General features: G+C 73.7%; 17 protein-coding genes and 1 pseudogene. 4 read left to right on the top strand and 14 right to left on the bottom strand.

Going from position 1 to position 19,028, the window contains the following annotated elements; translation table 11 throughout:
* Nucleotides 1-27: 27 nt before the first annotated feature.
* Genes J2S41_RS29035 through J2S41_RS29065 form a run of 7 tightly spaced genes read right to left on the bottom strand, consistent with a single transcriptional unit; the run spans nt 28 to nt 8,490 of the window.
* A complete protein-coding gene (locus J2S41_RS29035) occupies nt 28-954 on the bottom strand; it encodes a beta-1,6-N-acetylglucosaminyltransferase (RefSeq protein ID WP_310372343.1) in 927 nt (308 codons plus the stop codon).
* Nucleotides 951-2,369, bottom strand: a complete 1,419-nt coding sequence (locus J2S41_RS29040) for a lipopolysaccharide biosynthesis protein (protein WP_310372344.1) — start codon at nt 2,367-2,369, stop codon at nt 951-953. Before J2S41_RS29040 ends, J2S41_RS29035 begins: the two co-directional genes overlap by 4 nt.
* Nucleotides 2,366-4,387, bottom strand: a complete 2,022-nt coding sequence (locus tag J2S41_RS29045; protein WP_310372346.1) for a hypothetical protein — start codon at nt 4,385-4,387, stop codon at nt 2,366-2,368. The genes J2S41_RS29040 and J2S41_RS29045 overlap by 4 nt, the downstream gene beginning before the upstream one ends.
* On the bottom strand, nt 4,384-5,661 hold the full coding sequence (locus J2S41_RS29050; protein ID WP_310372348.1) for a glycosyltransferase family 2 protein: 1,278 nt from the start codon (nt 5,659-5,661) through the stop codon (nt 4,384-4,386). Before J2S41_RS29050 ends, J2S41_RS29045 begins: the two co-directional genes overlap by 4 nt.
* Nucleotides 5,658-6,665: a polysaccharide pyruvyl transferase family protein gene (locus tag J2S41_RS29055; protein ID WP_310372350.1), complete on the bottom strand. Its 1,008-nt coding sequence runs from the start codon at nt 6,663-6,665 to the stop codon at nt 5,658-5,660. Before J2S41_RS29055 ends, J2S41_RS29050 begins: the two co-directional genes overlap by 4 nt.
* On the bottom strand, nt 6,662-7,651 hold the full coding sequence (locus J2S41_RS29060) for a glycosyltransferase family 2 protein (protein ID WP_310372352.1): 990 nt from the start codon (nt 7,649-7,651) through the stop codon (nt 6,662-6,664). Before J2S41_RS29060 ends, J2S41_RS29055 begins: the two co-directional genes overlap by 4 nt.
* Nucleotides 7,648-8,490: a glycosyltransferase family 2 protein gene (locus J2S41_RS29065; protein ID WP_310372354.1), complete on the bottom strand. Its 843-nt coding sequence runs from the start codon at nt 8,488-8,490 to the stop codon at nt 7,648-7,650. The genes J2S41_RS29060 and J2S41_RS29065 overlap by 4 nt, the downstream gene beginning before the upstream one ends.
* Before the next feature lie 477 nt (nt 8,491-8,967).
* Between J2S41_RS29065 and J2S41_RS29070 the strand changes: the two are divergent.
* Nucleotides 8,968-9,165: pseudogene (locus J2S41_RS29070) on the top strand (ATP-binding domain-containing protein); the annotation flags it as partial.
* Between the two features lie 100 nt (nt 9,166-9,265).
* Nucleotides 9,266-9,790: a CGNR zinc finger domain-containing protein gene (locus tag J2S41_RS29075; protein ID WP_310372356.1), complete on the top strand. Its 525-nt coding sequence runs from the start codon at nt 9,266-9,268 to the stop codon at nt 9,788-9,790.
* Between the two features lie 26 nt (nt 9,791-9,816).
* Here the strand turns inward: J2S41_RS29075 and J2S41_RS29080 are convergent, their stop codons facing one another.
* Nucleotides 9,817-10,686 (bottom strand): alpha/beta hydrolase family protein, encoded by an 870-nt coding sequence (locus J2S41_RS29080; RefSeq protein ID WP_445343935.1) that lies wholly within the window; start codon nt 10,684-10,686, stop codon nt 9,817-9,819.
* A 99-nt stretch (nt 10,687-10,785) separates the two neighbouring features.
* On the opposite strand from J2S41_RS29080, the gene J2S41_RS29085 reads away from it, so the two are divergent.
* Complete coding sequence (locus tag J2S41_RS29085) at nt 10,786-11,367, top strand: TetR/AcrR family transcriptional regulator (RefSeq protein WP_310372357.1); 582 nt, start codon at nt 10,786-10,788, stop codon at nt 11,365-11,367.
* 196 nt (nt 11,368-11,563) lie between these two features.
* On the opposite strand, the gene J2S41_RS29090 is transcribed toward J2S41_RS29085, so the two are convergent.
* Entirely contained in the window at nt 11,564-12,514 is a 951-nt protein-coding gene (locus J2S41_RS29090) for an NmrA/HSCARG family protein (RefSeq protein WP_310372359.1), read from the bottom strand.
* 126 nt (nt 12,515-12,640) lie between these two features.
* On the opposite strand from J2S41_RS29090, the gene J2S41_RS29095 reads away from it, so the two are divergent.
* Complete coding sequence (locus J2S41_RS29095) at nt 12,641-13,117, top strand: MarR family winged helix-turn-helix transcriptional regulator (protein WP_310372361.1); 477 nt, start codon at nt 12,641-12,643, stop codon at nt 13,115-13,117.
* A gap of 6 nt (nt 13,118-13,123) precedes the next feature.
* Here J2S41_RS29095 and J2S41_RS29100 read toward each other — a convergent pair whose 3' ends face one another.
* From J2S41_RS29100 to J2S41_RS29120, 5 genes are all read right to left on the bottom strand, one after another.
* Nucleotides 13,124-14,728, bottom strand: a complete 1,605-nt coding sequence (locus J2S41_RS29100; RefSeq protein WP_310372363.1) for a beta-N-acetylhexosaminidase — start codon at nt 14,726-14,728, stop codon at nt 13,124-13,126.
* The gene (locus tag J2S41_RS29105) at nt 14,728-15,546 is read right to left on the bottom strand and encodes a carbohydrate ABC transporter permease (RefSeq protein WP_310372364.1); all 819 of its coding nucleotides are present in this window, start codon (nt 15,544-15,546) and stop codon (nt 14,728-14,730) included. The genes J2S41_RS29100 and J2S41_RS29105 overlap by 1 nt, the downstream gene beginning before the upstream one ends.
* On the bottom strand, nt 15,543-16,469 hold the full coding sequence (locus J2S41_RS29110; RefSeq protein ID WP_310372366.1) for a carbohydrate ABC transporter permease: 927 nt from the start codon (nt 16,467-16,469) through the stop codon (nt 15,543-15,545). Before J2S41_RS29110 ends, J2S41_RS29105 begins: the two co-directional genes overlap by 4 nt.
* The gene (locus tag J2S41_RS29115; RefSeq protein WP_310372368.1) at nt 16,466-17,722 is read right to left on the bottom strand and encodes an extracellular solute-binding protein; all 1,257 of its coding nucleotides are present in this window, start codon (nt 17,720-17,722) and stop codon (nt 16,466-16,468) included. The genes J2S41_RS29110 and J2S41_RS29115 overlap by 4 nt, the downstream gene beginning before the upstream one ends.
* A 106-nt stretch (nt 17,723-17,828) precedes the next feature.
* Nucleotides 17,829-19,013, bottom strand: coding sequence for an alanine racemase (locus J2S41_RS29120; RefSeq protein WP_310372370.1), 1,185 nt, complete (start codon nt 19,011-19,013; stop codon nt 17,829-17,831).
* Nucleotides 19,014-19,028: the final 15 nt, after the last annotated feature.

Below are 19,028 nucleotides of genomic sequence, written 5' to 3' on the forward strand. Positions count from 1 at the left end.
CCTCACCGGTCGTCGTCGCGCCGACCATCAGCGGCGCAACTCGGCGTCGATCCGGTCCAGCACCGCCGGGTCCGACGACCGGAACTTCCGGGCGAACAGCCGCCGCGTCCCGGCCGGGTCCGGCGCCGCGGCCGGCGTCGGCGGCGGCGCCCAGCGCGCCGCCTTCAGCCGGTCCAGGTCGGTGCCGGTCAGCCACGGCGGGTGATGCCCGTCCGCGCTGCCGGCCCAGTCGATGTACCAGGCGCCCGCCTCGCACGGCGCGAGCGCGTCCGCGCCGGCCAGCGCCCGGCTGGCCAGCATGGTCGGCACGAACGTCTCCTCCGGGACGAGCGTGGTGCGCCAGAACCGCAGCAGGTCCGGCCGGCGCTCGACCACGTCCAGCAGCAGCCGCGCGTGCACGTCCGAGTAGATCTTCCAGTGCCCGCCGGCCCGCAGCTCCAGCTCCGCCGGGATCGCGCGCGGCCACGGCCAGCGCAGCGGCACGCCGCGCAGGTGCAGCACCGCGTCCCGGCGGGTCAGGTAGCGCCGGTTGAGCCGCCACAGCCCGCCGTCCGGGTGCCGGGGCGTGCTCCACCGCGGCACCGGCAGCGGCGTGTTCGCCATCCACGACCGCCCCTGCCACACCGCCAGCTCGCGGACCAGATCCGCCACGCCGGCCAGCGGGTAGCAGGCGCCGGAGAGCACCGCGACGTGCCGCGCGGGCACGGCGCGGACCGCGGCGCGCAGCGCCACCAGTTCCGCGTGCACCAGCGACCAGCTGGCCAGCGCGGTCCGTACCCGATCGACGACCGTGACGTGGCCGGGCAGGCCCGCGGTCATCGCGTGGTGGACCGGCGGCCGGGTGCGCGCGTCGCAGTGCAGGAACACCGGCACCCCGTCCAGCGCCCGGACCAGGCGGCGGACCTGCGCCGGGTCCGCGTGCGCGAGCACGATCACGGCCAGCGGCTCGGTCACGCCGACGTCCTCTCCAGGCGGCGCACGCCGGTCAGCACCCGGAAGAACCACACCACCGTGCCGAGTACCAGCGCACCGCGTACCGCCAGCAGAATCGGGGTGTCCGGCGCGGCCGCGGCCGCGAGACCGACCGCGACCGCCGCGGCGATCAGCGCCCGCAGCCGCACCGGCGGCGCCGGCACCGGCGCGGTGACCGCGGCACCCCGGCGCAGCCCCAGATAGAGCAGTGCGTAGGCGGCGACCGTGGCGAGCGCGGCGCCGGCCAGCCCGAGCGGCGGGATCAGCACCCAGGTGAGCAGCAGGTTCGCCACCGCGGCGAGGCAGACCGCGACCGCGACCACGCCGGTGTGGCCGGCCGCGACCAGCGCGCGGTGCAGCGCGAGCTGGGCGGCGAACGGCACGGCCGCCACCACGATCAGCGAGAAGACCCAATACAGCTCCTCCGGCCGGTACGACGGGGGCGCCCACACCCGCAGCACGAACGGCGCGCCGATCGCGACGCCGGCCACCAGCGGCACCAGCAGCCGGTAGAGCAGGTCGCGGCTGGCCGCCAGCACGGCCGTGCGCTCGCCCTCCTCCGCCAGCGCGAAGAACCGCGGCATCCAGGCCGTGTTCAGCACGCCGAGCAGCAGGATCGGCCCGGACGCCACGTTGTACGCCACCTGGTAGCGCGCCACCGCGTCCGCACCGAGCGCGGCCTGGATCAGCAGCCGGTCCCCGGTGGAGAGCACGAGCATGCCGAGCACGGCCGGGACCAGCGGCAGCGCGTAGGCGAGTGCGCCGCGCAGCATCGGCCGGTCCACCAGGCGCAGCGCGTACGGCCGCACCAGCGCCAGCCCGGTCGCCGCGGCCACCAGTTGCAGCAGCGCCTGGCCGAGCAGGAAGCTCTCCGCGGCCGGGCGGGTGAGCGCGACCAGCCCCAGGCTGGCGGCCTCGGCCACGGCCGACTGCACCAGGCTGACCGTCGCGAACGCGGCCAGCCGGTCCTGGCTGCGGAGCAGGCCGAGCGACGCGTTCGTGATCGCGGAGAGCCCGGCCCAGGCGACCGCGAGCCGCAGCGCGGGCAGCTCGCCGGTCAGGTCCAGCGGGCGGGCCCAGCCGCCGGCCGTGACCAGCGCGAGCCCGGTGACCGCGACGGCCAGCACGATCGCCAGCGTGACCAGCCGGCGCGCGTCGGCCGGGCCGCCGGGCCGCGCATAGGCGCGCTGGATCGCGGTCTGCAACCCGAACCCGCCCACCACGAACAGCACCTGCATGACCGTGTTGGCCGCGGCGACCGTGCCGAACTCGCCGGTGCCGAGGAAGCGGGTGAGCACCGGGGTGAGCAGCGCGGCGCAGCCCAGCTGCACCGCCCACAGGATCATGTACAGCGAGTCGCGGCCGAACAGCCGGGACAGGTGCATATCGACGGTCACGAAGCCCCCCGGTACGCGAACACCACCGTCTCGCCGGACCGGAAGGCGACGGACCAGCCGGGCGCGGTGGCGAACGCGTCCCGCAGCGCGGCGAATTCGTCGCGGGTGTGCAGCCCGTACTCCCAGCCGTAGTACGACGTGACCGGCGACCACAGCGCGTAGAGGTGGTCGGTTCGCCAGTTCGCCTCGCGGTCCGCGTAGAGCCGCAGCCGTTCGGTCAGCCGCGGCACCGCCCGCTCCGGCGTCTCACCGGCCGGCCGCTCCGCCACCGGGTCGAGGATCGGCCGGTAGACGGAGACGTGCGTGCGCTCCCGGTTCGGCGGCACGCTGGGCAGGTCACCGGGGCCGAGGATGAGCATCCAACTGCCGCGCGGCCGGTCCAGGAAGTACTGGAACGCGGCCCGGTCGCCGGGCCGGCTGACGTTGGTGGCGTCCATGCTGAACGCGGCCGTCACGAACGTCGCGGTGAGCGCGGCGCACAGCGCCAGCAGCGCGGGCCGCCGCCGCTCGGTGAACGCGCCGGCCGCGAGCAGCGCCAGCCACGGGATGCCGAACAGCGCGGCCCGGAAGATGCCCTCGTTGCCGTACGCGTTCCCGGCGATCACGACCAGCCCGACCGCCGGGCAGGCCGCCAGCGCCCACGCCCGCTCATCGCGCAGCCGGGTGACGAGCACGCCGGCCGCGACCAGCCCGAGCAGCACGATCCCGGCGGCGAGCGCGACCACGCTGACCGTCACGATCGGCAGCCGTTCCAGGTCGTCCACCGCGGCGGTGCGCGGCGGCCGGAAGTTCGCCGCGTCACCGATCTCACTCAGGCTCAGGAACCCGGCCACCGCGGAGAAGTGCGCGAGCGTCCAGAGCACCGCGGGCAGCAGCACGGTCGCGGGCACCCACCACGGCCGGATCTGCCGGAACGCGGCGAGCACGACCAGGATGCCGCCGACCAGGTACGGGCTGAGCTGGTGCGTGACCGCGAGGACGCACCCGGTCGCGGTCAGCAGCGGCAGCCGGTGCGCCACGGACGACAGCGCCAGGCCGAACGCCAGCAGCCCGAGCACGAACCCCACCGACTGCGGCGAGAAGTAGTCCGCACCGATCGGGTCCGCCAGCACGGCCAGCGCCACCGCGATCCACGCCTGGTACGGCGAGGCCAGCACCCGCCCGGCCAGGTGCCGCAGCGCGACCACCCGGAACACCGCCAGCACCGGCGGCCAGGCGATCGCGAGCCGCATCGGATCGCGCAGCCCGGTCGCGTCGCACAGCCAGGCGACGCCCGCGAAGAAGCCGGGCCACGCGTTGTACGCCTGCACGGACGAGTCGAGCGCGCCCAGCGCCCGGATTCGCTGCACCAGCTCGACGTGCTTGTTCGCGGACTGCGAACGCGGGCCGTCGTAGACCAGCGCGGGCGTGACGGTGAGTGCCAGCGCCAGCACCAGCACGGCGATCGCCAGCCCGGTCTGGCCGCCGCCGCGCGCGGTGGCCAGCCCGATCAGGATGAGCGCGAGCCCGGCGTACCAGACCGGCCCGATCTGCACCAGGAACCCCCACAGGTCCGGCTCCAGGTGCCGGTGGGTGAGCGCGGCGATCAGGCAGAGGCCGCCGCCGAGCACCGCGATCAGCCCGGAGCCGAGGCCGTCCACGGCCGGCCTGAGGACCGGCTCGCGCAGCAGCGACAGCCCGTGCGCCACCACGGCCGCCACGGTGAGCGGCACGAACACGGCGACCGGGTACCACAGCCCGGTGAACAGCATGACCGTGCCGACCAGCACCGGCAGCGCCAGCGCGGTCAGCGCGGTCAGCGCCAGCCGGGTGCCGGCCGGCAGCCGCAGCAGCGGCGCCCACGGCGCGGACCCGAGGCCGAGCAGCGCGAACGCGAGCAGTGCCGCGCTGCGCGGCCCGGAGGCGCCGCCGAGCTGGCACAGGCCCGCGATCGGCAGCAGCGCCAGGCTGCCGGCGGAGAGGGCGAGCCGGGCGGTGACGTCCGGGTCCGCGGCGCGCGCGGTCCGCAGCTGGGTCACGGCGTGCCCCCGGCGCGCCGGGCGCGCAGGTAGAGCAGTGGCCCGGCCAGATATCCGGCGAACTCGCGGCGCATCGCGCCACGGGGCGCGGCCACGCCGGCCAGCTTCCGGCCGGTGTCCCGGCGGATGCGGGCCACCCGGACCAGCCCGGCCGGGACGCGGCGCAACAGGTCACGGCGGGTGTCCCGGGTCAGCGCCAGCTTGGTCAGGTACGCGGTGAGCCCGGTGCCGTACCCGTAGAGCTGGCGCAGCAGCGAGTCGTGGTCCGCGCGGTGGTGGTGCCAGACGACCGCGGCCGGCTGGTAGGCGATCGCGTACCCGGCCCGGAGCACGCGCACGAACGCGTCCAGGTCCTCACCGCCGCGGGTGGGCGAGCCGGCGCCGAGCGCCTCGTCGAAGCCGCCGAGCGCGAGCGTGCGCTCCCGGTGGAAGGCGACGTTGGCGCCGGTGCCGAAGATCCCGGCAGAGTACGGGTAGAGCGGCCCGCCGTCGGTGTCCAGATCGAAGAGGCGCGCGGCGATCCGGCCGGACCAGCCGGAGTTGCGCGCGTCGAAGTACGCCTCGGCCGCGTTGCCGATCGACGCGGTGCAGACCAGCCCGGTCACGCACGCCACGTCCTCGCGCGCGGCGAAGCCGCGGAGCAGTCCGTGCACCCAGCCGGGGTCCACGGACACGTCGTCGTCGGTGTAGGCCACGTAGGTGCCGCGCGCGACCGCGAGCCCCCGGTTGCGGGCCGGCGACAGCCCGGGGCGCGGCTCGCGCACGTACCGGAACCGCGCGTCGTCCCGCGCCCGCGCCGTGACCAGCCGTTCGGTCGAGTCGTCGGACGGCGCGTTGTCCACGATCACGATCTCCAGCCGGGGGTACGTCAGGCGCGCCAGCCGGTCGAGCGCGGCGCCGAGCTGCCCGGCCCGGTCGCGCGTGCACACCACCACGGACACCAGCTCGTCCTCGGCCGCCCGGTTCGGGCACGCCGGCCCGGCCGGCGCGGGCCGCTCCCCCACCGCCGGTGCCGCGCCCTCGGCCGTCAGGTGCGCGAGCGCGGCCGGGCCGAACTCCCGCCACGCGTCCGCGACCAGGTCGTCCACCGTGGTGCCGGCCGGCCGGGTGAGGTAGCCGAGCGGCTCGCCGTGCAGCCGGACCAGCACGCGTACGACGGGTTCGCCGCGCGCCGGCACCACCGAGACGACGCCGTCCACGCCGGACAGCTCCAGTTCGCCGCACCGGACCCCGTCGCCGGCGGTCGCGGGCGCGGCCGGCAGGACCGCGGTCACAGCGCCTTCTCCAGCGCCTCGGACGCCTCGGCCACGCCGCCGGCGAAGGTGAGCCCGGGCAGCGCGTGCAGGTAGGCGTCGTACGCGGCGGAGATCTTCCCGGAGCAGTTGTCCAGCGCGATCACCGGGATGCCCATCAGCGCGGCGAGCACGGCCGCGTGCAGGCGGTCGGTGACCACCACGCGCCCGCGGGACAGCACCGCGCGGGCGGTGTCCACGTTGTGCGCCGCGATCGCGGCGAACGAGCGCTCCACCAGGCCCTGCATCGGCCCGCGCAGGACCGGGACGTGCCGGGCGATCGCGGAGGGGGCGCGGAGCAGGTCCCAGCGCACCCGGTCCGCGCCCCGGAACCCCCAGTCGGTGCGCAGCGCGGTGGCGCCGGGCGGGATCGCGACGCGGTGGTCACCGGTCTGCTCGCCGTCCGTGCGCAGCAGCAGCAGCACATCGTGCGTGGCCGGCCCGGTGCGCGGCTGCGGCCCGGCGCCGGGCGCCAGGTCGGGGCAGAACTCGACCCGGACGCCGGGGAACGCGTCGCGGGCGCGCTGGAGGCTGCGCTCGTCGCGGAGCAGCAGCGTGAGGTCCGGATGGGCGTGGAACGCGGCGCTGGCCCGGGCGAGCCGGGCCGGGTCGCGGAAGTCCATGGACTGTGGCAACTGGACGATCGCCCGGTCCGGGTGCTCCCGGAGCAGCCGTTCCCGGAAGTCCTGGCGCAGCGGCCAGAGATCGCCGAGATTTCCCCCGCCCTGAATGAAGATCGGACCGTCCGGATGCCGTTTGCGCAGTACCGTGGGGCTGTAGGTCCGGTCGTCGGCAAGATACCGCACCACGAGGCCGAGTCGCCGCAGATGGGCCATCTGTCCAAGATGGATCAGCGAGTCGCCGGCGTTGTCGTGTGCCGGGAAGTCGAGCAGCGCCACGTGCGGGCCGTCGGGCAGCAGATCCTGCAGGATCGCTCCCGTCCGCGCGGTCAGGGCGCGGACGGGATCGTCGATGCGAGCGGTCACGTGTGGTTCCTTCGCTTTCCGGTGCGGGCCGGCGCACCGGTGAGGTATCCGAGCACGGTGGCGGTCAGCCCGGCGAGGATCGCGCCCGCCTGGAGCAGCCCGTGCGGCCGCCGGACCGCGCCGGCGAGCCCGCGGGCCACGCCGAGCGGCAGCACCACGCGGACGTACCGGCGCTCGGCCGCGAGCGCGTCACCGGCCCCGGCGAGCGCGGCGACCGCGCGTTTGGACCGTCCCTCGTGGTAGCAGCGGCTCAGGAAGTAGCGCAGCCGCTGCCGGTCCGCGGGCACCAGGTGGTCCACCCTGGCCCGTGGATCGAAGACGACGGCGGCGCGGGTGTGCCGTCGCGTCAGGCGGATGCAGAACTCGGTCTCCTCGCAGCCGACCGGGAGCGTGCCGACCCGGCCGACGACCTCGGAGAAGCCGCCGACCTCGGCGAAGCAGGCCCGCCGGATGGCCATCGAGGCGCCGATCGGGTTGCGGACCGGCGCCGGCGCGGTGGGCAGACCGCGGTATCCGCAGCCGACCACCCAGCCGAACTCCGGCGGGAACCAGCGCGGTGGTGACCCGCCGGCCCAGCGCGGCGCCACCTCGGTGCCGACCACCTGCACGGCCGGGTCGGCGAACGCGGCGCGCACCCGGTCCAGCCAGCCGTCCGCGGCGGTGGCGTCGTCGTCCAGGAACGCCACCACCGGACAGTGGCTGAGCCGGACGCCGGTGTTGCGGGCGCCGGAGAGCCCGCGCGGCCCGGCGCTGGCGACCGCGTGCACGCCCGGGATCTCCCGGTCCACCCGGGACAGCAGTTCCGGGTTGTGGTCGACCACGACGATCAGCTCGTCGTGCGGTGCGAGCTGCGCGCTCACCGACGCACAGGCGGCGGTCAGCTCGCCGAAGCGGCGTTCGTGATAGGTGCAGACGACCACGCTGATCGCGGGCGTGCCCGTACCGCCGCGCAGGTGTGCCTGTTCCTCCGGTGCGAGCAGGGTCACGAGATCCCTCTCGCGCCCGCGCGGGCGTGCTTGCGGCCGGTCGCGGCGGTGCGGTGGATGCGGGTCGACGTGGACACCCGGTGCCGCCGGCCGGCCACGGTGGCGGCCGCGACCGCCATCTCGATCTCCAGGCGCGGGATCGGCTTGCGCGGCCACTCGCGCATGATGGTGCGCAGCACGCGGAACCCGTCGGTGATGGCGTTGAGGTTGCTCACGCCGTGGATGCGCCGGTGCTCGTAGCTGGCCACCTCCTCGACGCGCAGCCCGGCCCGGGCCACGCGCAGGTTGAGCAGCGTCTCGATCTCGAAGCCGTCGCCCCACAGCCACTGGCCGTTCGCGGGCCGGGGCGTGGTGTGGTCCAGCCCGAAGACCGGCAGGTGCGCGGCCCAGAACGCGTTGTAGCCGTAGCACAGGTCGCTGTACCGGGTCCGGAACAGCACGTTGACGAAGAGGCTCAGCGCCTTGTTGCCGAGTCGCCGGATGCCCGTGATGTCCGCGCTGCCCCCGCTGGCTACGAACCGGGTTCCCTTGGCGAAGTCGGCGCCGCGGCGCAGCGCCTCGACGAACCGTGGGATCTCACCGGGATCGGTGGATCCGTCCGCATCGATCATGACGATGATGTCGCCCGTCGCCGCCGCGAACCCGCAGGCCAGGGCGTTTCCCTTGCCTTTGCGGTTCTGCTGGACGACGCGGATGCCGGGTCTGAGGCGCCGCGCCGTCTCGACCGTGTCGTCCACGGAGCCGCCGTCGACGAGGATGACCTCGTCCACGTCCGGCATCGCGCCGAGCACGTGCGGCAGGTTCCGGGCCTCGTTCAGTGCCGGAACGATCACGCTCACCGAAGGAGGCGGCGCGTGCTGGTGATATTGCATGGCATCTCCAAACCACCGGTTATGTGGGTGCATGCCGTCACGCTCTGTGCAGTGACCGTTACAGAGTAGGCGGGGCACATCGGTGGAGTGCACACGAATCACAGGTAATGCCCGCAAGGTAGTGCGGTCCAGGCGAAGTGGACCCTTGCGATAAACCGCCCCAGTTACCCGTACCCGGGCGTTTCACACGTGACGCGGGGAGAAATCGCGGTTCGGCCGTACCGACCGGACAGACCGCCCGCCAACAACGCAAACACCTCGTCGGCCGCGGCGGTGGCCCCGGCGTGACGCGCGTCCGCGCTGTCCCCACCGGCCAGGCGACGCCAGTTCTCCCGGGCCAGGATGCGGTGAACCGCCACGAGTCGGCCGGCCGCGACGAGATCGGCCGGCCCGGGCGTGTCGGACCCGGCGGCGCCGCGGCCGGCGACTCCCCGTCCGCGGCTGACCGCGCCGCCCGCCGCACTCGCCAAGGGCCTGGAGTTCGACCACGTCATCGTGGTGGAGCCGGCGGACATCGTGGCGGCCGAGCCGCGCGGGCCGAACCGGCTCTACGTGGTGCTCACCCGCGCGGCCGCCAGGCTCGACGTGGTCCACTCCGGTCCGCTGCCGGACGCGCCGCGCAGTCGCCAGGCGCCGCAGTGACATCGCTCGTACCGGACCGGCCCGGTGCTGGTGCGGTGGCTGGAGATCGTGCGCCAGCTGTGCTGTTCCGTCATGTCCTCGACGATGATGTAATGCCCTTGTGCACATCAACCCTTACGGGGAGGACGCGGTCCTGCTCGCCATAGACCTGCTGCGCCACCCGCCCGCCACCGCGGCCGAGCTGGAGGCCCGCTGCCGCGCCGCCGACCTGATGATCGAGCAGCCGGTCACCGCCGCCGACCTGGACGCCACCCGCGACTTCCTGCGAACCTGGCTCGGCGTGGTGGACGCCCCCGACTTCACCACCCGCGCCGACCGCCTCAACGCCCTGCTGGCCGGCTCCTCCGCCCACCCCCGCCTGACCAACCACGCCGGCGACGGCTGGCACGTCCACTACCGCGGGTCCGACCTCCCGCTCGGCTGGCTGCTGCGCGCCCTGATCAGCGTCGGCACCGCGCTCCACCTGGCCGGGCGCGGCATGCACCGCCTCGGCCGCTGCGCCGAGCCCACCTGCGCCGCCCCCTTCGCCGACGTCAGCCGCACCGGCCGCCAGCGCTACTGCTCCACCACCTGCGCCAACCGCGACGCCGTCCGCCGCCACCGCGCCCGCACCACCGCCGCCTGACGCGGCCTCACCGAGAGGCCGATCGCTCAGTCCCGCTTCGACTCCAGCCGGCCGAGGTCGCCGAGCTCGCCGTCGGCCGGTGCGTCGGCGGGGAGGTCGAGTGCCTGCCGGAGGTAGGCGGTGGTGACGCGCTGGATGAGCGCCACCCGCTCCGGGTTCTCGTCCGTCGTCTCGGTGACCCGGTAGCCGGTGATCCCGCCCAGCGAGTGTTCCGCGCCGTACAGCGTGAGCAGGCTCTTGGGGGCCGGGCTCAGGTGGTAGGCCTCGGTGAACCACTCCGGGCCGCGTACCGACAGGAAGGACTGGTCCTTGTCCCCGGCCACGATCAGCGCCGGCGTGGTCATGCCGGTGAAGTCCGGGTGCATGAACGGGAAGTGCTCGGCCGCGAACGGCGACAGGTTCTCCCCGCCGGTGCCGGTCAGCGCGAACAGCACGCCGGCGCTGATCCGCGCGTCGCGCTCCGGCACGTCCATGCCGACGACGCCCGCGCCGAGCAGCACGCTCACGGTCTGCGCGCCCCAGGAGTGCCCGGCCACCGCGATCCGGGTGCGGTCCAGGCGGCCGGGGATCAGGGTCTCCAGCGTGTCCAGTTGGTCGAGCACGCGGGTCACGTCGTCGATGCGGGTGCGCCAGATGTCCGGCGTGCGCGGGTCGTCCTGCGGCAGCCCGAGCCGGCGCGAGTCGAGATGGGTCGGCTGGATGACCGCGAAGCCGTTCGCGGCCCAGTGGTCGGCCAGCGGCGCGTATCCGATCGCCGACTCGCCGAAACCGTGCGAGAAGATGACGACGGGCAGATCGCCGTCGGTCGCGGGCGCGGAGATCCGCACCTGGAGGTCGTCGCCGCGTCCCGGCGCCGGCAGCGGGACCGGGTGCATGGTGATGATGGTGGTGGTCATGGCGTACCTTCCGATGCTGACGGCCCACGAAGCGGAACCGCGTTCCGCTCAACCGTACGGAACCATGTTCCGTTTGCCAAGCGGAGTGACGGAGGCAACGTGGCGACAGACGCACCGGCGGGCTCGGCCAGGCCACGGAAACGCGCGGACGCGGAGCGCAACAAACAGGCGCTGCTGGACGCGGCCGCCGCCGCCTTCGTCGAGTCCGGCGTCGACGTGGCCGTCCGCGACATCGCGGCCCGGGCCGGCGTGGGCGTCGGCACCATCTACCGCCACTTCCCCACCCGCGCCGACCTGATCGTCGCCGTCTACCGCCACCAGGTCGAGGCGTGCGCCGAGGCCGGCCCCGCACTGCTGGCCGCCGGCCCGTCCCCGCACGCCGCGCTCACCGCCTGGATCACACTGTTCGTCGACTTCCTGGTCACCAAGCACGGCCTCGCCGCCGCGCTGCAGTCCGACGACGCCGCCTTCCAGGCGCTTCACGCGTACTTCATCGACCGCCTGCTCCCGGTCTGCGCCGAACTGCTCGACGCCGGCACCGCCGCCGGCGAGGTCATCCCCGGCCTCGACCCGCTCACCCTGCTCCGCGGCGTCGGCAACCTCTGCATCGGCGCCGAGGACCCCCGCTACGACGCCCGCGGCATGGTCGCCCTGGTCATCGAGGGCCTTCGGCCTCGCTGAAAACCTTCCCATCCACCCGCTCCCGGCCTGGCCGCGATCCGCATGCCCGGAGCGGGCACCGGCCCCGCGGCCGGTCATCACGACCCCACGGACGCCCCGGCCGGGACGCGGGCACGGACGTCACGTGGCGCAGGTGCTCCCGGTCGATGCCGGGGCCCGGCAGCTCCGGAGGACCGCCGGGCCCCGGCCGAGCAGGTCAGTGCCGTGGGATGGAGTCCGCGTTCGCCGCCAGCCAGGTCTCGAAGGTCTGCAGCGCCGGGTTCAGCCGCCGGACCTCGTCGAGGTCCCGCACGCCGGTGAAGTAGTCGGCCGCCTCCGTGTAGTACTGGAACATGTTGCCGAGCTCGTCCGCCCCCGGGAATCCGAGCCGCCGGTACGCGTCGTGGCTCAGCGGCCGGTAGGCGACCGGCTCGCCGAGCACCCGGCCCAGCGCCGCCGCGATCTCCTCGCCGGTCAGGTGCTCACCCGCGATGTGCACGGTCCGGCCGACGTACGCGTCCCCGGCCTTGAGGATGCCGTACGCCGTCCGCCCGATGTCCTCCGCCGCGATGCCCGCGAGCCGCGCCTCGCCCAGCGGCAGGTTGAACACGAGCGTGCCGTCCGCGTCCCGGACCGGCTCCCAGCCGAAGCCGGCCAGGTTGTCCCAGTACGCCGTCGTACGCAGGAACGTGGTCGGCACCCCCAGTTCGGTGAAGACGCCGTCCGCCTCCGCCTTCGCGTCGAAGTGCGGGACCCGGTAGCCGCCCTGGAGCACGGGCATGCGGGTGTCCGTCACCGGGAGGTGGTCGCGGGTGTCCTCCAGCGTCGACCAGATGACGTGCCGGAGCCCGGCCTCCTTCGCCGCCCGCGCCAGGTTCGCCGCCTCCTCCCGCTCGCGCACCACGGACATGTGCGCCCAGAAGTTGGTGACCAGGTACGCGCCGTACGCACCCCGGAACGCCGCCGCCAGGCTCTCCGGATCGACGTTGTCCGCCTGCATCACCTCGGCCCCGAGTTTGACCAGTTCCTGTGCCGCCGGTGAGGTCGCGTCGCGGGTGAGCGCGCGCACCGCGAAGTCGCCGTCGGGGTCGTCCAGGATCGCGCGGACCAGCCCGCCGCCCTGCGCACCGGTGGCACCGACGACCGCGATGATCTTCTTCTCGCTCATGACGAGTCTCCGCATCTTCAGGCGGGCCGACTGTCTTTCGGCCCTTCCATTGACACCTGAACTAGATCGCCACATCGAAGCTTCCCGATCGATGACGCATCAACCTGTGACGCGTACCATGGGAATGTGACCATCTGGCTGACCGACGACGAGCAGCGCGACTGGCGCCGGTTCGTCACCATGCAGAGCCGGCTGATGGCCCAGCTCGCCGCGCACATGCAGGCCGAGGGCGGCATGTCGGTCCCGGACTACGAGGTGCTGGTGCACCTCACCGAGGCGCCGGGCGGCCGCATGCGCTCCACCGACCTGCTGGAGCTCACCTGCTGGGAGAAGAGCCGCCTGTCCCACCACCTCACCCGGATGGAGAAGCGCGGCTTCGTCACGCGCGAGACCCGCCCGGACGACCTGCGCTACTCGGACGTGGTGATCACCGCGGAGGGACGGGCCGCGATCGAGGCGGCGGCGCCGATGCACGTGACGCACGTCCGGTCGTGGTTCGTGGACGCGCTGACCGCGGAGGAACTGGCCACGTTCGCGGCGTTGTGCGACAAGGTGACGACCCGACTGGACGAGGCCACGCCGGCCTGCCCGGCCGGGGCGTGAGGACGGTCAGGCGCGGCCGAGCAGGCGGGCGGTGAGCCCCGCGATGACCTCGCGGCGCTCGTCGTCGGTGAGCGGGTTGCCGCGCGCCGACGGCCGGGACTGCCAGGGCAGCGGCCCCTCCGGCCGGCGGTACTCCACGCCGAGCGCGTCCAGCCGCGGGTAGTGGCCGGTCAGGCGGCGCGCGAAGTCGTCGCCGTCGCGTTCCGGCGCCGACCAGACCACCTCGGCGAGCGCGCACAGCCGCGGGAAGGCCATGTAGTCGACCGCGCGGGCGTCCGGCATGTGCTCGGTCCAGATGTTGGCCTGCGCGCCGATGATCCGCGCCGGGTCGGCCACGCCGGGCGGCACCGGCTCGAAGGCGTACACGTCCTCGACCGTGAGGCGGGTGCCGACCGGCGCGGGTTCCGCCGGGTCGTCGGACTGCCGGTAGTCCAGATAGACCTTCATGTCCGGGCACGAGACGACGTCGTGGCCCGCGTTCGCGGCGAACGCGGCGGCCTCCGGCCCGCGCCACGCCCCGATCAGCGCGCCCGCGGGCGCGCCGCCCTCCAGGATCTCGTCCCAGCCGTACGGCCGGCGGCCACGCGACGCCAGCACGGCCGCGAACTGAGCGACGAACCAGGCCTGCAGGTCGTCCGGGTCGATGCCGAGCGCGCGGGCCCGCTCCACCGCGGCCGGGCTGGTGCGCCACTCCTCCCGGTCACACTCGTCGCCGCCGATGCCGATCACCGGGGACGGGAACAGGTCGCAGACCGTGTGCAGGACCGTGCGGCAGAAGTCCACCGCCTCGTCCGACACGTTGAGCGTGTGCGCGGAGATGCCCCACGCCTCGCGGACCGCGGGCGAGGAACCGTTGCCGAGCCGGGGGTACGCCGCGAGCGCGGCCTGCACGTGGCCGGGCAGATCGATCTCGGGCACCACCGTGACGTGCCGGGCCGCCGCGTAGGCGACGATCTCGCGAATGTCGTCCGCGGTGTAGTAGCCGCCGTGCGGCCGGTCGTCGTACTCGTCGTGGATGCGTGACCCGCGCATGCTGCGCGGGCGCCACGCGCCGACCGTGGTCAGGCGCGGATAGGCCGGGATCTCCAGCCGCCAGCCCTGGTCGTCGGTCAGGTGCAGGTGCAGCACGTTGAGCTTGTGCAGCGCGAGCAGGTCGATCAGCCGCAGCACACCCGCGACCGGCATGAAGTGCCGCGCCACGTCGAGCATGCAGCCGCGCCACCGGAACCGCGGCCCGTCCGCGACCTCCACGGCGGGCAGCGTCCACGGGCCGCCGGCCACCGGCGCACGGCGCAGCGCGGCCGGTGGCAGCAGTTGCCGCAGCGTCTGGAGTCCGTAGTGGACGCCCGCCGGATCGCCGCCCGTCACGGTGACCGCGGACGGCGTGACCACCACGCGGTACGCCTCCGGCCCCAGCGCGGCGTCGAGGCGCAGCGCGACGGCGTCCGAGTCCGCGGTGCCCGGCGGGAGGAAGCAGCCGGTCGGCGGCCCGAGCGTGGCCCGCAGCCAGGCCGCCTCCGCCAGCAGCGGGGCCGGCGCGTCCAGCACCGTGCCCGGATGCAGCGTGAACGTGCCGCCGGACGCGACGACCGACACCGGGCGCGGGATCATCAGTCCTTCACCGCCCCGGCCAGGCCGGACACCAGGCGCCGCTGGACGAGCAGGAAGAAGATCAGCACGGGTACGGTCATCAGCACCGACGCCGCCATGATCCCGCCCCAGTCGTTCTCGTCCGGCTTGAAGAAGACCAGCAGCGCCATCGGCAGCGTCTGGTTCTCGGTGGCGCTGATGATGAACGTGCGCGCGAACAGGAAGTCGTTCCAGGCCGTGATGAACGAGAACACGCTGGTCGCCGCGAGGCCGGGGGCGACCAGCGGGAACAGGATGCGCCACAGGATCTGCCAGCGGGACGCGCCGTCCAGTTGCGCGGCCTCCTCGATCTCGTCCGGGATCGCGGCGACGAAGCCGCGCAGCATCCACACCGCCAGCGGCAGCGTGAACGCGAAGTGCACCAGGATCAGCGAGAACAGCGTGTTCAGCGCGCCCAGATCACGCACCAGGAAGAACAGCGGGATGGTGAGCGCCTCGATCGGCACCATCTGGGCGATCAGGAACAGCACCAGCAGCGTGGTCCGGAACCGGAAGCGGAACCGGGTCAGCGCCACCGCGGCGAGGAACGCCACCAGCCCGGACAGCGCGACCACGGCCAGCGCCACGATCAGGCTGTTGATGAAGTAGCGGCCGAAGTCGTTGACCTGCAGCACCCGCTGGAAGCTCGACAGCGTCGGGTGCAGCGTCCACGGTACGGGCGACGCGGACTGGATCTCGCCGGCCGGCTTCAGCGCGGACAGCACCATCCAGTAGATCGGGAACGCGACGACCAGCGCGACGATCAGCGCGACGGCGTTCGGGAACAGGCGACGGCTCACAGCGGCTCCCCGGAGCGGCGCAGCATGCGCAGATAGACCAGCGTGACGGCGAGCAGGATCAGCATCATCACCACGCCGATCGCGGAACCGAGGCCGTACTCCGAGGAGGCGAAGGCCTGCTGGTACGCGTACACGTTGAGGGTCAGGTTCTGCCCGGCGATGCCGCCGCCGTTCGTCATCACGTAGATCTGGGTGAAGATCTTGAAGTCCCAGATGATCGACTGGATGACCACGATCGCGATGACCGGGCGCAGCATCGGCACGGTGACGCTCCAGAACGACCGCCACGGCCCGGCGCCGTCCAGCTGCGCGGCCTCCAGCACCTGCTCCGGCAGCGCCTTGATCCCGGCGTAGAGGGTGACCATCACGAACGGGAACGAGTGCCACACCACGACCGCGCCGACCAGCGCGAACGCGGAGAACCGCTGGTACGTCCAGTTGTGCCCCTCCCAGCCGAGCACCCGGTTCACCAGGCCCAGGTTGGTGTCGAAGAGGAACATCCAGACCGTGGAGCCGGTCATCGCGGGCGCGGCCCACGCGGCCATCGCGGCGAGCGACAGTGCGTACCCGGCCCACCGGCTGACCTTGGTGAGCAGCACCGCGAGCGCGGCGCCGACCGCCAGCGTGACCACCACGCAGCCGGCCGCGAACAGCACGGTGGCCCACAGCACGGACCAGAACTTCGGCGCGGACATCAGCTCCGCGTAGTTGTCCAGGCCGACGAACCGGGTCGGCTGGCCGCCGCTGACCTGTGCCTGCCGGAAGTCCAGCACGGAGAGCAGGCCGAGCTGGTAGATCGGGTAGACGAACAGCGGCACCAGCACCGCGGCCGCGGGCAGCAGCATCCACAGCGGCGCGAGCTGCCGCCCCTTGCGGGTGCGGGCCCGGCCGGCGACGGCCGGGCCCGCGTCGATCGCTGTCACTTCTCCAGGGCCGCGCTCACCGCGGCGGCGGCCTCGTCGGTGGCGGCGTCCACGGTGGCTCGCCCGGTCGCGATGTTCTGCAGCATGGTGGGGATGACGGCCTGGCTGTCGATCGCGCCCCAGCCCGGGTCGACCGGGACGAACTTCGTGCCGGCCGCGATCGTGTCCAGGTACGGCTTGAGCGACGGGTCGGACGCGGCCAGCTCGGTGCGCGCGGCCGTGAGCGTCGGCAGGTTGCCCATCGCCTCGTACATCTTGAGCTGGTACGTCCTGCTGCCGAGCAGCTTCAGGAAGTCGGCGGCGAGCGTACGGCGCTGGGTGTTCTTCATGATGCCGAGGTTGTTGCCGCCGGCGAACGCGGGCGCGACGGTGCCGGCCTGGACGCCCGGCAGCGGCACGACCGCGTACTTGCCCTTGGCCGCGCCGGCCTCGACCGCGGCGCGGTTGAAGTTGCCGAGGATCGCCATGCCGGCCTTGCCGCCCGCGAACAGCTCGACGGTCTTGCCGCCGGTCAGGTCCGCGCACTGCTGCGGCGGGCAGTTGTCGTCCTTGAGCAGGTCGGTGTACGCGGTGACGCCGGCCCGGGACTGCGCCGAGTTCAGCGCCGTGATGTCGCCGCCGTTGGCCCACACGAACGGCAGCGCGCCGAACGTGTACTTGCCGCCGACCGCGATGCCGAACAGCTCCGGCTTCTTCTCCCGGATGGTCCGGGCGGTGCTGGTCAGCTCCGCCATCGTCGCCGGCGGCTTCAGGCCCAGTTCGGTGAAGACGTCGGTGCGGTAGTAGAGCGCGCGCACGCCGACCCACCAGGGCAGGCCGTAGAGTTTGCCGTCGACCGTGACGCTGGCGCGCAGGTCGGAGCCGAGGTCGGCGCCCTCGGACCAGCCGTCGATGTCGGCGGTCACGTCCGCGAGGCCGCCGGCCGCCACGTACTCGGCGATGTCGGTGTTGCCGAACTCGACCACGTCGGGGGCGCTGGCCGGGTCGTTGAACGCGCCCTTGAAGCGCTCGCCGCGCGTCTCGACCGCGATGTACTGCACGTCCACGGTGACGCCGGAGTGCGCGGCCTGGAACTCGTCGATCGCGGCCTTGATCACCGCCTCCTTGGGGGCGCGGTTCGGCTCGTCGAAGAGCCAGACGCGCAGCGTGCCGGTCTTCTCGTCGGCGCCGGACGACGCCGGCGAGTTGGTGGAGGGGGCGCAGCCGGTCAGCAGCGCCGCGGCGAGGGCGACGCCCGCTATCCGCTTCTTCATCGGGCCTCCGTCGGGAGAATATTCCGTGCCTGGTTCGTAAATGGTTCGTTGACGCGTGGCACATAGCGTGGGACCGGGCGGTTCAGCACGTCAAGACCCTCGGAGGTCACAAATGAGGCCGCAGCACGCCGGAAACCCGCCCGTCATGATCGACAACGGGGATCGCGCGCCACTTGTCGAACGCGGTGCACGGGTGCGAGATCCCGAACAGCACCAGCTCACCGGGGACGAGGTGGGCGCCGCCGGTGGCCACGTAGGCGTGGTGGTCGTTCACCTTGGTCACGCGCGCGCCGGTGATCTCGCGCTCGGCACCGTCGGCGCCGCGCACCCGCTGCGGCTCGGGCAGGCCCTCGTCGTAGGGGACCTCGCGCTTGCCCATGCCGACCAGCGCGAGCCCGGGCTCCGGCGTGGAGAGCACCAGCGCCCAGACGCCCAGCGCGGCGGTCAGCGCGCCCTCGCCGGCCAGCCGGCCGAACGGGTCGCGCTCCCGGTAGATGCCGTCGTCGTGGGTCACGTAGGCGCCGGAGCGCAGCAGCCCGACGATGGTGCGGCCGGGGATCCACTGGCCCTGAAGACGGTCGGCGACCACGTCGAACCAGGCGCTGCCGCCCGCGGAGACCACGATGTCGCCGTCGATCAGCGGGGCCACCGCGTGCGCGGCCTCGCGCAGCCGGTCCAGGAACGCGGCCACCGCCTCCGCGCCGGACAGGCCGCCCTCGTACCCGGTGACGCCGGCCAGCCGCAGGCCCGGGCGCGCCTGGACCGCCTCGGCGGTCCGCACCAGTTCCCGCACGGTGCGGGCGCCGGTGCGGCCGTTGTCGTGGCCCAGTTCCACCAGCACCGGCAGCGTGCCGGCCGAGGCCGCGCCGGCGATCTCCGCGCCGGTCACCGAGTCGATCGTGATCATCACGTCGTGCTCGGCCGCCCAGCGCAGCGCGACCGGGTCCATCACCTGGTTCGCGACCAGGATGCGGGGCGCGCCCATCGCGTGCGCGGCCAGCGCCTGGTTCGCGGTGGCGACGGTGACCGCCCAGGCGCCGGCGTCGAGCTGGGCCCGGACCAGCGTGGGGCTCATGTGGGTCTTGATGTGCGGCGCGATCTCCAGGCCGCGCCGGGCGCAGAACGCGGCCATGGTCGCCACGTTGGCGTCGAGCGCGGGCTGCCGGGCGAACATCACCGGGTACGTGAAGGAGCCGTCGAAGAGCGTGTGCCCGGCCGCGATGAAGTCCTCGTCGGTGATCGGCGGACCCGGGTTGAAGAAACCCTTGGTACGCCAGTCGATCGTGCTCATTGTGACACCCTTCTC

Origin of the sequence: Catenuloplanes atrovinosus, from assembly GCF_031458235.1 — a bacterium.
GTDB lineage: Bacteria > Actinomycetota > Actinomycetes > Mycobacteriales > Micromonosporaceae > Catenuloplanes > Catenuloplanes atrovinosus.

What these genes read in the sequence shown, in the direction of transcription:
- J2S41_RS29080 (WP_445343935.1), bottom strand. Translation starts at nt 10,686, where the DNA reads ATGACCACCACCATCATCACCATGCACCCGGTCCCGCTGCCGGCGCCG.
- J2S41_RS29090 (WP_310372359.1), bottom strand. Translation starts at nt 12,514, where the DNA reads ATGAGCGAGAAGAAGATCATCGCGGTCGTCGGTGCCACCGGTGCGCAG.
- J2S41_RS29100 (WP_310372363.1), bottom strand. Translation starts at nt 14,728, where the DNA reads ATGATCCCGCGCCCGGTGTCGGTCGTCGCGTCCGGCGGCACGTTCACG.
- J2S41_RS29115 (WP_310372368.1), bottom strand. Translation starts at nt 17,722, where the DNA reads ATGAAGAAGCGGATAGCGGGCGTCGCCCTCGCCGCGGCGCTGCTGACC.
- J2S41_RS29120 (WP_310372370.1), bottom strand. Translation starts at nt 19,013, where the DNA reads ATGAGCACGATCGACTGGCGTACCAAGGGTTTCTTCAACCCGGGTCCG.